The sequence below is a fragment of the Thomasclavelia ramosa DSM 1402 genome, from assembly GCF_014131695.1.
In the GTDB taxonomy this organism is placed as follows: domain Bacteria; phylum Bacillota_I; class Bacilli_A; order Erysipelotrichales; family Coprobacillaceae; genus Thomasclavelia; species Thomasclavelia ramosa.
Genome location: NZ_CP036346.1, coordinates 2,437,340 through 2,449,938 on the forward strand (window position 1 = coordinate 2,437,340; position 12,599 = coordinate 2,449,938).

Sequence of the window (12,599 nt, forward strand, 5' to 3'; positions counted from 1 at the left end):
AATTTATTTAATAAATCCTCCAATTCATAATTAAATCGGAGGATCAAAATCTATTATTTTATTAGTTTATATATTTCTTTGACTGCAAGATCATGCTCCTTAGCTAATCGTTTTATACTTTCGTATTCCGGATATACATAAGTCTCATCATTATTAGTTACTTCTTTAGCAGCAATTTTTCCATATGGTGTATCCAGCTCAATTGCTTTTCGAGCTAAAATTTTTCTTTCTTCACGACGATAACGAATTCCAATTGTTGTTGTTTCTCTAAATATAATATTCTGTAATAATTCTAATTTATCTTCTTTACATGCTGTACTCAATCGATAGGCTGGGCGATTCTTTTTCATATAAATCGGTGTAAAGAAGACATCTAAAGCTCCATTTTCAAAAAGCTTTTCAGCAGTATAAGCAAGTATTTCACTCGAACAATCATCTATATTTGTTTCCATTACAATAATTTCATCATTAGTTTTATCGATTGTTCCTAAAGATACTTTCAAAACATTAGGAATATTTAATTCTTTAGTTCCACAACCCCAACCAATCTTTTGAACATTCATAGGAGGCATCGGTTGAAACGATGAACTCAGCTCAGCAATAATAGCCGCCCCTGTCGGTGTCACTAATTCTGTATCAATATCAATCTGACGGGCTACTACATTACTAGCAGCAAAAATTTCCGATGTCGCTGGTACCGGAACTGAAATTGTTCCATGAGCACATTCAATAAAACCATGCCCATCATTAACGATACTGCTATATATTTTATCAGGTGCAATCTTAGTTATTAAGATTGCTGTTCCGATGATATCAACAATAGAATCAATTGCCCCTACTTCATGAAAATGAACATTAGCCAATTCTTCATTATGAACTTTACTCTCTGCTAACGCAACTCTTAAAAAGATTCTTTTTGCTAATGCTTTAGCTCTTTCATTAATCCCACTATCATCAATAATTTTATTAACATCGAATAAATTACGATGAACATGGTGATGATGTTCATGGTGGTGATGTTCGTGATCATGATGATGTGGATGTTCCTCTAAATGAACATCTACATAAGTACCAGTAATACCATTTTTCTTTGTTTTAGTAACATGTAAATGATAGCCATCTATATTCAATTTAGCTAATTCCTTTTGTAAATAATCAGGTTCATCAATAAGTTCCATTAATGCACCTAAAGTCATATTACCACTTATTCCGCTACTACAATCAAAATATAATACTTTCATCGTTTTCCTCCTAAACAATTAATCGTATGAGCCATATACCCAGCTCCAAAACCGTTATCAATATTAACTACACTAACACCACTAGCACAACTGTTTAACATCGATAATAATGCCGAAAGACCATTAAAATTAGCACCATAACCAATTGATGTTGGCACTGCAATGACTGGTTTATCAACTAACCCTCCAACAACCGATGCTAAAGCCCCTTCCATGCCAGCTACAACTATAATAACATTTGCTCGTTTGATCACATCCATCTTATTAAATAGTCGATGAATCCCAGCAACACCAACATCACTAATCAAATTAACTTCATTTCCTAAAAACTCAGCTGTTAACACAGCCTCTCTAGCAATTGGAATATCTGATGTTCCTGCACAAACAACAACAATCATTCCTTTATTTTGTATAGTTTCCGATTGTTTTAAAATAAAAGTTTTGGCTTCTTTATCATAATTAAAATTTGGATATAATTTCTTTAAATAAGCCGCCTTTGTTGCATCAACTCTAGTCGCTAAAATATCAATTTGATCATGTTCTAACATATTTTTTATAATACCAGCAATCTGTTCTTTCGTTTTACCAGATCCATAAATGATTTCCGGTGTTCCCGTACGACGTTTACGATTATAATCAATCGTCGCATAATCAATTGGATTATCAATCAAAATAGCTGCTTCATCAACAGAAATCTCATGGTTCTCTACCATTTCTAATATTTCTTTTACTTTCATCGTCTACCTCTGATATCGTTGTGGCAACTCTAACCCATTTGCCTCCAATAACTCTTGATTAGCTAAAATTTCACAGGGATTACCACTAGATACTATCTTTCCATTATTTAATAAAATTATTTCATCACACAAATCCAATACCATATCTAAATCATGGGTTGCAAAAATAATTTGCTGGGGCAATTCTTTTAACATATTAATAACGATCCTTCGACTCTTCGGATCAAGAAATGCTGATGGTTCATCTAATAATAATATCTCTGGTTTCATTACCACCACACTAGCTAAGCCTACCATTCGCTTTTGTCCTCCAGAAAGATGATTAGCCATTCGATCCAGCAGATCTTCAATCTTAAATAATTTCGCAAATTCCGCAATTCTTTTATCAATTTCAATTTTATCCAGTTTTTGATTTATCAACCCAAAAGCTAAATTATCACGAACTGTAGGTAAAAAAATCATATGATCTGGATTTTGAAAAACAAGACCTGCTACCTCTCTTATTTGTATCAATGTTTCTTTTGATAACATAACTCCATTAATTTTAATCTCACCTTGCGTTTCCACCAGCCCCAATAAGCTTGATAATAAAGTTGATTTCCCCGAGCCGTTTTCTCCAACAATAGCAATACACTTCTGCTGTTCAATCTTTATCGACACATTATCAAGAGCTCTAATTGAATTATTATAAAGAACATTTAAATTATTTATCTCAATCACTAAAATACCACCTTTACCATCATTAAAACTCCTACTGCCATCATTAATAAAAAATAATTTTCAATCTCAAAATCAACATAATTTAAATACGCTTGTTTAACATCAAAGCCACGACATTTCATTGCATTGTAAACTTCATTACTTCGTTCAAAACTCCGAACTAATAAACTTCCCACAAAACTACCCATATCTTTAAAAGCTATTCCTTTAGACTGGGGATTTTTTAATTGATAAGCTTGAATCATTGTTAGCGCTTCTTCAACCAAAACAAAAATATAACGATAGATCATTACTAATTGTAAAACAAAAATTGAAGGTATTTTAAGATGCACTAATTCACAAGTAATACTATCAAACTTAGTTGTTGCCATTAGTAAAAAAACTGCCATCAAACATAAGATATTTTTTATAATGATCGTAATAAATAAAAGTACACCAGTTGATATATTAACACCATAAAAATTAATTATTGTGGTTGAAAATAGTAAATTTGAAAATCCAATACACAAAGAAATAGGTAATCCAATTAAACTTCGTTTAAATAAATCCATAAATGATACTTTACTAAGTGAAATCATTATTCCAATTATTATTGAATATAAGGGTAATTCAAAAAAATCTAAGCAGCTGGTCGAAATAACAAAAATTATATACATTAGTGCTAAAATAATCTTTAAAAGTGGATTTAAACGATGAATCAGTGAATCACCATTAGCTAACTTTTCAATATAGCCAAATTTTAAAAGTGAGCCTTTAAGTTTATTCATATTTTTTCTTTTTTACTACGATATATCCAATTCCACCAATTAAAATTAAAGTTGCTGCACCACCAATAATCCCTGATACTGAAACACCTAATTTACTGTCGCTGCCACTAAAATTATAATCTGGTAAAAATGAAGTTGAACTTTGAACCTTTGCTAAAGTATCTTTTGTACTGCCGCTTGCTTCAATTTCGTCGGTTCCTGTGACTCCTTCAATAGACCACTCTAAACCATCAGGATTGCTTGATGCATATAATGAAAGAACTCCACCAACTAAGATTGTTAAAACAGCAAAAACCGCAACCTGTCTTCTTATATTCAATGTTCCAAAATGCTTGTCATTAAGTGCATGATCAACTATTTCACGTTTATCTTTTAATACATATAAGACAACTGTTGAAGTGATTAAGCCTTCAACTAGACCAATTGCTAAATGAATCGGCAACATTAATACAACAAATGAAGTAAATGGTAATTCCGTAATATTACTTGCAAGAGTTTGTAAGACCACTGCAAAAGCACCCATTTCTAATCCCACTACTACTCCTAAAATACTTGCCAGTAATACTCTTGAAGAAGTTATATTTTTCTTTAATAGTGGCTTAACAATTAATGGATAAGCTACAAAACATGGTAATATCCCCATGTTAAAAATATTACATCCTAACGCCAATAAACCACCATCACCAAAAAATAAGCATTGTATAATTAAAACAGAACATAATGATAAAAAGGCAGGATATTGTCCTAAAATAAGGCACAATAAAATTCCTCCACCGATATGACCACTACTTCCTGTTCCCGGAATCGTAAAATTGATCATTTGAGCAGCGAAAATAAATGCTCCCATTACTCCCATTAAAGGAATCTTTCGATCATCATGTTCTTGATTAATTTTTTTAATTGAAAAACCGATCATGATAAAACTAATTATCATGAAAATAACCCCAATATTAACAGAAATCAAACCATCTGCCATATGCATTAATACTGAATTCATAATTTCCCTTTCCACAAACACTACTGTGCTTCTTCTAGTACTTCTTGTACTTGGGATCTATTTTAAAATATTAACTAAATCTCTAATATATTCTTGAATTGATTTTGGCTCAACACCTAAGACATGTCCAGTGCATTTACTAACTGGAATAAAATATTTTTGAGCTTCACTACAGCTGATTGCTGCCGCCATTGCTGGTGAAACTTCACCATACATCGAGTTAGCAAAAACAAAACCAATTGGTCCAATAATTATCTGAGCGTTTTTAGCATTATAAATAATTGCATTTTCTCCCGTTGCGACAGCATCAGCTCCACCTTTTTTCATATTATTGGTTGCAGTACTATTTGTTCCTACCGCAATAATAAAAGTACCACTAACTTCTTTTTTTAAGGCCTCAATTACACTTCGGCCAATGCCTCCACCTTGACCATCAATAACTACAACTTCCATTTCACTACCTATCATAACTTCCACTAGTTATGCCTTCCAAATCTAATGTTACATAATCAAATCCAAGTTCTTTTATTGCTAAGATTAATTCTTCATCATTAACTAGATTAAAATTGTTTCGTTCAACTTCAATCCGTGCTAATTTATCATGAACTCGAACACGAGCGTAATAAATCCCCTTTTGATGAAGTAAAGCCTCAGCTTGATCGACCACTTCTAATTTTTCTTTAGTGAGATGAGTATCGTAAGGAAAACGTGAAGCTAAACAAGCATTTGCCGGTTTATCATATGTCTCAATCTGTAATTCTTTTGAATACTGTCTTATTTCAGCTTTTGTTAAACCAACTAGTGCTAACGGTGATACAATTCCCAATTCTTCGCAAGCTTTCATTCCAGGGCGATAAACTTTTTCATCATCAGCATTTTTACCATCAAGGGTTATCTTAAAATCATGGCTTTGAGCTGCTTCAATTACTTTTGCCATTACTTGTTTTTTACAGTGATAACATCGATCTTTACGATTATTTGTAAATTGCTCGATTGTAAATACATCTAACGGCACTTCTATAAATTGACCTTTACCAGCCATCATTCTAGCACTATCGATGTCCTCCTTGGACATCATTTTCCCTACACATAATACTGCTAGAACATTTTCTTTACTTAAGGTTTGTAATGCTACCTGATATAAAAAATTTGAATCGCAGCCACCACTATAGGCAATTGCAACTTTTTGATAAGATTTTAATAATTCTTTTAATTTATCTAACTTACTCATCTCTTCACCTTTATACATAATAATATCACAATCCCCATCTATTTACTAATTAGACCATGCTATGATCGCAACTACACTATACACCCTAAAGTACACTTTAAGACAAGTATTTTTTATTTAGAAAATAAAAAAAGTGATTTCAATATGAAGCAAACCCTCATTGCTAATTCAACATAGAAAATTCACTTCATCACTATCACTTTAATTTTCAGCTAACTTAGAAGGATTATAAACACTAGGGGCCTTCAATGTCTTTACCAATACTTTTGCCTGTTCCTCATTAAGTTCTATAGGCTCAATATTGTAATAATAATTACTAGCTTCTTTAATTCCATAATTTCCTTCACCTAAATATGTAATATTCAAATACATTTCAAGAATTTCATCTTTCGTATAATCATCTTCTAATTTTTGAGCAATAAAAACTTCAGCTATTTTCCGGTCTAAGCTCTTTTCAAAAGATAAACAAAGATTTTTAGCTAACTGCTGAGTAATCGTACTACCGCCTTCTTTAAACGACATCGTCACTACATTCGTTACCATTGCTCGAGCTAATCCAATGTAATCAACTGGGCCATGTTGATAAAAACGCTTATCCTCACTTTCTATTACTAGTTCTTGATATATACTTGATATTTGCTCCAATTTAACATAGTTATCTTTACTTCTTAATTCTTCAACTCGCACTGTTAAACTCTTTTCTTCCATTGTATCTTGGTACATCACATAGCCACGATAGCCATAATATCCTAAAAAGGTTAAGGCAGCTAAGAAAAGAATAATAATTAGACGTGATATTACTTTTTTCATATACATCCCTCTATTCCTTATTTTACACCTCTATCATAGCCTAAGCTGGTTGGTTATTCCATTGATTTACATTACAAAATCTTACATTATTGTAATATTTATCATTAATTCCTTGAAATCATTATCGATCAGCATAGTATTTAAATTTAAAATTTTCTTATTTTGATGACCACGAGGAATTAAAACACAATTGCATCCTAATACTTTTGACATTTCATAATCATGAATTGTATCACCGACAAATAAAACATCTTCTTAGTTTAAATGATTATTTTTATAATCTTGTTTAGCTAAAGCTACTTTACTACGAACAAAATTATCCACAATTCCAATCCCAAATTGGATATTTATATCCCTACTTGATCACTATCCTTTAAAACTTTTATTAATTTGTATGATGATTTAATAAAATCATTCTTTTGATAAAATTGATGTGCTTCTATACGTTTAAAATTACTAGTAAGTTCAATTACTTCACATTGATGCTCCAAAGCTAATTTTGTACTGAAATCAACTAATAATCTACCTATACCATTTCCACGATAACTGTTATCTATAACTAATTCTTCGATTGTTGCAACTTTATTCTCATGATGTAATTGATAATCGATATTAACACTGACAAATCCAACAATCATATCATCAGATACAGCTACTAAATAGTGACTCTTTTCATCATTAAGTTTATTTTCATATACTAGAGCAAACTGTTCATGATTTAAATTACATTCCTCTAATTCACAAATCAGTTTATAAATAGCTTCCAGATCCTCTTTTTGACAATATCTTATTTTCATATTTTTTGCTCTACTTTCATTTAAAAATATTTTTATTCACTTTATCTTATCATTTTCAATAAATTAATTAGTTAAAGTAAAATCATCTAGTTTTTGACTTCTATATTAAATAAAATATCTACTTCATCTATATAAAGATTGGGTATCAAAACAATATTAAGTACTAGAACATCTATATTAGATTCATTTTCTAGATATTTAAACTGTTTTATTATCATCCTATTTTAGTGATTATTATATATTAAGTATATTTAATGAAGGCTTCTACAATAAAAGACTATTGGCATATATCAATTCCAACGGTCCTTTAAAATTATTTAGTTTTTCATTCCAAATGAAGTTTCATGTTTTAGAACTGCTATTTCTTCCATCTTAATTGAATCTATTCTAATAAAACGATCATGCTGTAATTCATTGATCAAATAATCAATCAACTTCTCCTCACCTTGAATACAAGCTTCTACAGAACCATCTGATAAATTACAAACCCAGCCAGTTAATCCAAGATTTTTTGCTTTTTGATAGGTAGTAAACCTAAATCCTACACCTTGGACACGACCATAAAATAAATAATGCCTTCTTATCATTCTACCTTCACCTCTTTAACAAAAACTTCTATTATAAATATCGTACCACAATAACTTCAACCTGCAACTTCAACTTTCTTCTTTAATATATCAAAATTATCGATTTCAAACACTATCCCGGCTATCATATCTAACTGTTTACTTATCAGCTCTGACTCTCTCTGTTTCGCTAGTTCTCATATCTCCTCGCATTTTTAAATTGATCCTACATCGTTATCATTTATGTTTTTTCTCTTCGTCTCTGATTATACCATTATAATCATTTTTTATAAACAAACAGCATAGTCGCTCCAATTTTTTACGTCCTTTAAATTCACTAAAAACAGTAATAAAAAAAGGAAATCAGTTTATTTCCTCAATTATATATAATTTCAATTCGATTAAAAGTAAACTACTTTATACCATAACTATATTTATGTGTATCGTATAAACATTTACAATTATAACTTATTATGTTCATCGCCTTCTTCTAAAAACATATTATTTAAAAATGTATCCATACATTCTTTTTGAAAGAAGAATTCTTGTAAGCTTTGTAAAAGCTGTTCACTATCGATTCCTAATTTCAATACAAAAATAATTTTAACTAATTTATTTTTCCATACAATCGGTTTCGATAAAAGATAAGCGTTTATTGAACTCTTTTGATTATAGATAGGCATATAATGAATAACAGTTTGTAAACTTGTTTCAAAACCAATTAATGGATTTGTATGATAAAATGTTTCAAATGAGACACTTTCATGTTCAAATATATATGAAATAACATCATCTTTTGTTTCACAATCAATAAAATAAGTATCTTCTTTTTTTAAAAAATCAGATAATTTATACTCATTAATTTGTCGAAAATACTTATTTAAAACTTCAAAATCATGAGTAGTTATTATAGGATGAATATGTATAACAGGAATATCAAGGCTTTCATCAAGTGGTACAGTTGTAATAATATAATCATAACTTTCTAAATGATATTTACTAAGTTCCCCAGCAGAGATTGTTTTTTCAATAACCAATGAATCTTTATATCTTTTTAAAATAGAGAAACTTAATAATTCACTCATTGCCACATTGTACTCATTAATTAATAAAACCCGTTTCTTCGCAATATTTCTTTTCCTTCTCTCTAAAGCATATTGAAAATGAATAGCGATATAGCCTATTTCATCTTCAACGTTTATATAATCTGCATTATTATAAATAGCAAGCCATGCTTCCATACTCAAGATATATGCTAGAGTATAATTTTCTTTAATAACATAAATCAGCGGATTTCGTGAATAAGTATTAAATTTCAAACGATTTTCCATTGGATTGATATGAATCCCCAATGCTTTTCTTAAGTACATATCATTGTGAAAATCAATATTAAAGACTTTTTTAACCTGATTGAACATTTTTTCTACAATTATATCAATTTCTTCTTTTAATTGATCATTGATACAGCTTTCGATTGCACTAGTTGAATTGCTTTTTTTTCCTAAAATATGAATAGCTAAATAGCATTGTTCCTCTACTGATAATTCAATATGAAAATATTTATTAATAACTTTTGAAACATCCTTTGCTACTAAAAACTCATATTCCATTTTCATTTTTTCAATCTCATTATCATGAAATGAGATATAACATTTTCTTTGAATACGATTCAATTGAACTTGAATATGTATAATAAAATTTTGAAATACCCTTTGGGGCATCGTAATACCATCATTAAAAATAACTTTTCTTAATTCATCTATAAATTCATGATCTTCACCAATTTTCGTTGATAACATCCCTATCTTATGATAAATATATTCCGCCATACATAATCGATAACGAAATTCTTCACCTTCTATTTTTAATCCTTTACCGGTTTTTTGCACTATTTTTAAGTCAAAATCATTTAGCCGTTCTCTTATGTATTTTAAACTTCGACTAACAGAAGTTCTATCAATAAATAAAATATCAGATATATCATCGATTTTAATAAACTCTTGACTTTCGAGCATTAAACCTAAAATATAATAAGCCCTTTCTAAAGGATTTGTAGGAATAAAATAACTCCATTGCTTAGATACTTTATCAATCCAACAATTAAACAAATCATCATCAAAAATACTAATTTGATAACCATGAGAAGGAATTGATTGAATAAGTGCAAAGTTATTCATCAATTGATTAAGTATTTTAATTTCATTTCTAATAGTTTTAGAACTCACATTCAATAATTGAGATAGTTTTTGTCCAGTTAAATATCTATTAGAATCCATAAATACTTGCAAAAGATTTAATTGTCTCTTAGTAACAACACTCATATTTAATTCCTCCTTCTATTATTTCAATTATATAATAAGTTTTATTTATTTGTAAAATAACAGATAGACAAAATAAATCAGCCTTAATGGCTGATCTATTTTATTCAATCCGTGTCCCTACTGTAGTAGCAAAATCACTGTATACAGGATCAGATGAATTAATCCCATTACATTCTGGTAAATAAGTACACATAATTTGAAAAGGTATCACAGCATTTAACCATGAAGATGTATATGAATGCTGATTAATGTGAATAATATTTTCATTACTTGTTTTTAAAGTTGAAATAATAAGATAATTGCTTGTTTTAGTTTTTATAAAATCAATAAAATTATTCATCAAAATCTTTCCACATCCATCAGTATCAATAAGAACAATATAAGAATCTTTAATAATCGTTCTATGCGGACCATGCATAAACTCTTCCATATCAAAATTCATCACAGGAATTTGCATTGTTTCTAAAATCTTTAGCGTTCCTTCTCTAGCAGTTGGATAATTCACTCCAAAACCAACGATACTCATTGCTTTTGCTAAAGCCCAATGCTTATTTTTTTGGCACCAGCAAAGGGAAGCTTTTATATTTTGAGGTAATTCTTGGATACTTTGATAATATTCTTGAGTGATAGATTGATACCGTGGATTTTGAGTTATTTTCAACAATAGCAAATGCAAAGTTAGTACTGTTGCACTATATCCTTTAATTTTAGGACCAACATTTTCTTCTCCACACAACATATCAATATGAATATTGGCTTTTTTTGCGATTGGGCTATCACCATTAGCCGTTATTGAAACGGTTGGTATATGATGCTGTTTAGCTATTTGTAGACATTCTAATGTACCCGTACTTTTCCCTGTTTGAGATATAACTATAAGTATATTTTGGGGGTTATATAAATGTTTTGAGTAATATCTTAACTGAAAAGGATTTTCCACTATAATCGAGCAATCCGCTTCTTTTTCAATCAAACATTTCACTAACATTGCAGCGTTTAATGAGGTACCTGATGCAGTAATTATAATTTCTTTAGGACTTATAAATGTCTTAGAAAGAGTAGAAAATGTATCTCTTTGTAAAGAAAGAATATTTTCCAAAATAACTTTTTGCTCATCAATATAGCCCCACATCTTATTTTCCATGATGATAAAATTGTGGAAGATATTCCTTATGGGCTTCCAGCATCTCCTCTAAAAGTGGTTTTGCTACATCATAATCTCTTACTAATGGATGAGCAACAAGAGCCTCTAATGCTAGTTTTTTATTTCCCGTGATCGCCGCTTCAACTGCTAATGATTCATATGTTTTTACTGCACTAATAAGTCCGATAACAGCTTTAGGATAGTGAGCAATTGTTAATGGTTTCATGCCATTTTTACTTACATAACAAGCTGTTTCAATAACAGCATCATCATCTAAGAAACGAACTGTTCCATTATTAGCAACATTGATAACCATCCATTTTCCACTATCATTATAAATCGCATCCATAACACCAATCGCAACTTTGGAATATCCACCACCGCCACGTTTAGCTAAAGTTTTTGGTTTTTGATTATTTAATTCGTCTGCATACTCCCTAAATATTTGTTTTTCTAATTCAAGAATAGCTTCACCTCTAGTCTTGTCTTGTTCTTTTAATTGTTGTACTCTTTCTTTCGTATGAAAATAATATTGTGTATACTGACTCGGAATTAAGTGTAATGTTTCCATCCATTCTTGTGAAACAGTTGTACATTTTTTTATAACTTTACTAAATTCTTCATCAGTAATCGGTCTTCCATCAATAGTCATATTATAAGAAAAATTCATATGATTTAATCCTAAATAATCATAATAGATTTTTTCTTCTGGAATATTTAAAGCTTCAGCAGCCCACCATCTTGGTCGCATTCCTCCAGCACATAATCCCGCCACTTTAACATTACAAACTTTATTTAGTGCTTCAGTTACTAATTCTGTTGGATTTGAATAATTGATAATCCAAGCATCTGGACAATATTTTTCAACATCTTTAGCTATTTCAATCATAACTGGAATTACTCTAAATGCATTAAACATTCCTCCTACTCCAGTTGTTTCTTGTCCAATCAAGCCATATTTTAGTGGTATTTTTTCATCCTTTATTCGCGCCTTATTTCCCCCAACTCTAATTTGTGTTGAAACAAAATCAGCATCAGTGAATGCTTCTTCTCTTGATGTTGTACTCCATACTTTCACATCATAATTCAAATAACCAACATATCTTTTTACAAACCCTTCCATAATTGAAAGTCTTTCTTCATTTATATCTAATAAAACAATTTCTTTTACTGGTAATGTTTCACGGTGTTCCGATAATCCTTCAATTAATTCAGGGGTATACGAACTCCCTGCTCCAACAATTGCAATTTTTAACTTTTTATTCATA

At 30.1% G+C, this 12,599-nt stretch carries 15 protein-coding genes; all 15 read right to left on the reverse strand.

The window, feature by feature from the left end:
- Positions 1-53: 53 nt before the first annotated feature.
- The 15 genes from larC to EYR00_RS11840 all read right to left on the reverse strand — a co-directional run bounded on the left by larC (position 54) and on the right by EYR00_RS11840 (position 12,598).
- Positions 54-1,241, reverse strand: coding sequence for a nickel pincer cofactor biosynthesis protein LarC (gene larC, locus EYR00_RS11775; RefSeq protein ID WP_003535941.1), 1,188 nt, complete (start codon positions 1,239-1,241; stop codon positions 54-56).
- Positions 1,238-1,978, reverse strand: coding sequence for a nickel pincer cofactor biosynthesis protein LarB (larB, locus tag EYR00_RS11780; RefSeq protein ID WP_003535939.1), 741 nt, complete (start codon positions 1,976-1,978; stop codon positions 1,238-1,240). The genes larC and larB overlap by 4 nt, the downstream gene beginning before the upstream one ends.
- A 3-nt stretch (positions 1,979-1,981) precedes the next feature.
- Entirely contained in the window at positions 1,982-2,698 is a 717-nt protein-coding gene (locus EYR00_RS11785; protein ID WP_003535937.1) for an energy-coupling factor ABC transporter ATP-binding protein, read from the reverse strand.
- Positions 2,698-3,465 carry an energy-coupling factor transporter transmembrane component T family protein gene (locus tag EYR00_RS11790; protein ID WP_003535935.1) on the reverse strand — a complete coding sequence of 256 codons (768 nt, stop codon included), beginning with the start codon at positions 3,463-3,465 and terminating at the stop codon, positions 2,698-2,700. Before EYR00_RS11790 ends, EYR00_RS11785 begins: the two co-directional genes overlap by 1 nt.
- A complete protein-coding gene (locus EYR00_RS11795) occupies positions 3,458-4,462 on the reverse strand; it encodes an energy-coupling factor ABC transporter permease (RefSeq protein WP_008791238.1) in 1,005 nt (334 codons plus the stop codon). Before EYR00_RS11795 ends, EYR00_RS11790 begins: the two co-directional genes overlap by 8 nt.
- A gap of 57 nt (positions 4,463-4,519) precedes the next feature.
- A complete protein-coding gene (locus EYR00_RS11800) occupies positions 4,520-4,930 on the reverse strand; it encodes a DUF3842 family protein (protein ID WP_003535931.1) in 411 nt (136 codons plus the stop codon).
- Entirely contained in the window at positions 4,920-5,693 is a 774-nt protein-coding gene (gene larE, locus EYR00_RS11805; protein ID WP_224209019.1) for an ATP-dependent sacrificial sulfur transferase LarE, read from the reverse strand. The genes EYR00_RS11800 and larE overlap by 11 nt, the downstream gene beginning before the upstream one ends.
- A gap of 201 nt (positions 5,694-5,894) precedes the next feature.
- Positions 5,895-6,503 (reverse strand): biosynthetic peptidoglycan transglycosylase, encoded by a 609-nt coding sequence (locus tag EYR00_RS11810; RefSeq protein ID WP_003535927.1) that lies wholly within the window; start codon positions 6,501-6,503, stop codon positions 5,895-5,897.
- An 81-nt stretch (positions 6,504-6,584) separates the two neighbouring features.
- Entirely contained in the window at positions 6,585-6,716 is a 132-nt protein-coding gene (locus EYR00_RS15905) for a hypothetical protein (RefSeq protein WP_003535924.1), read from the reverse strand.
- Positions 6,717-6,850: 134 nt separating this feature from the next.
- Complete coding sequence (locus EYR00_RS11815) at positions 6,851-7,300, reverse strand: GNAT family N-acetyltransferase (RefSeq protein ID WP_003535922.1); 450 nt, start codon at positions 7,298-7,300, stop codon at positions 6,851-6,853.
- 86 nt (positions 7,301-7,386) lie between these two features.
- On the reverse strand, positions 7,387-7,518 hold the full coding sequence (locus EYR00_RS16140) for a DUF2589 domain-containing protein (RefSeq protein WP_003535920.1): 132 nt from the start codon (positions 7,516-7,518) through the stop codon (positions 7,387-7,389).
- A gap of 99 nt (positions 7,519-7,617) precedes the next feature.
- On the reverse strand, positions 7,618-7,887 hold the full coding sequence (locus EYR00_RS11825; RefSeq protein WP_003535919.1) for an acylphosphatase: 270 nt from the start codon (positions 7,885-7,887) through the stop codon (positions 7,618-7,620).
- A 440-nt stretch (positions 7,888-8,327) separates the two neighbouring features.
- The gene (locus tag EYR00_RS11830; RefSeq protein ID WP_003535917.1) at positions 8,328-10,187 is read right to left on the reverse strand and encodes a BglG family transcription antiterminator; all 1,860 of its coding nucleotides are present in this window, start codon (positions 10,185-10,187) and stop codon (positions 8,328-8,330) included.
- A gap of 100 nt (positions 10,188-10,287) precedes the next feature.
- Positions 10,288-11,319: an SIS domain-containing protein gene (locus tag EYR00_RS11835; protein ID WP_009299954.1), complete on the reverse strand. Its 1,032-nt coding sequence runs from the start codon at positions 11,317-11,319 to the stop codon at positions 10,288-10,290.
- Between the two features lies 1 nt (position 11,320).
- Positions 11,321-12,598 (reverse strand): 6-phospho-beta-glucosidase, encoded by a 1,278-nt coding sequence (locus EYR00_RS11840; protein WP_040434186.1) that lies wholly within the window; start codon positions 12,596-12,598, stop codon positions 11,321-11,323.
- Position 12,599: the final 1 nt, after the last annotated feature.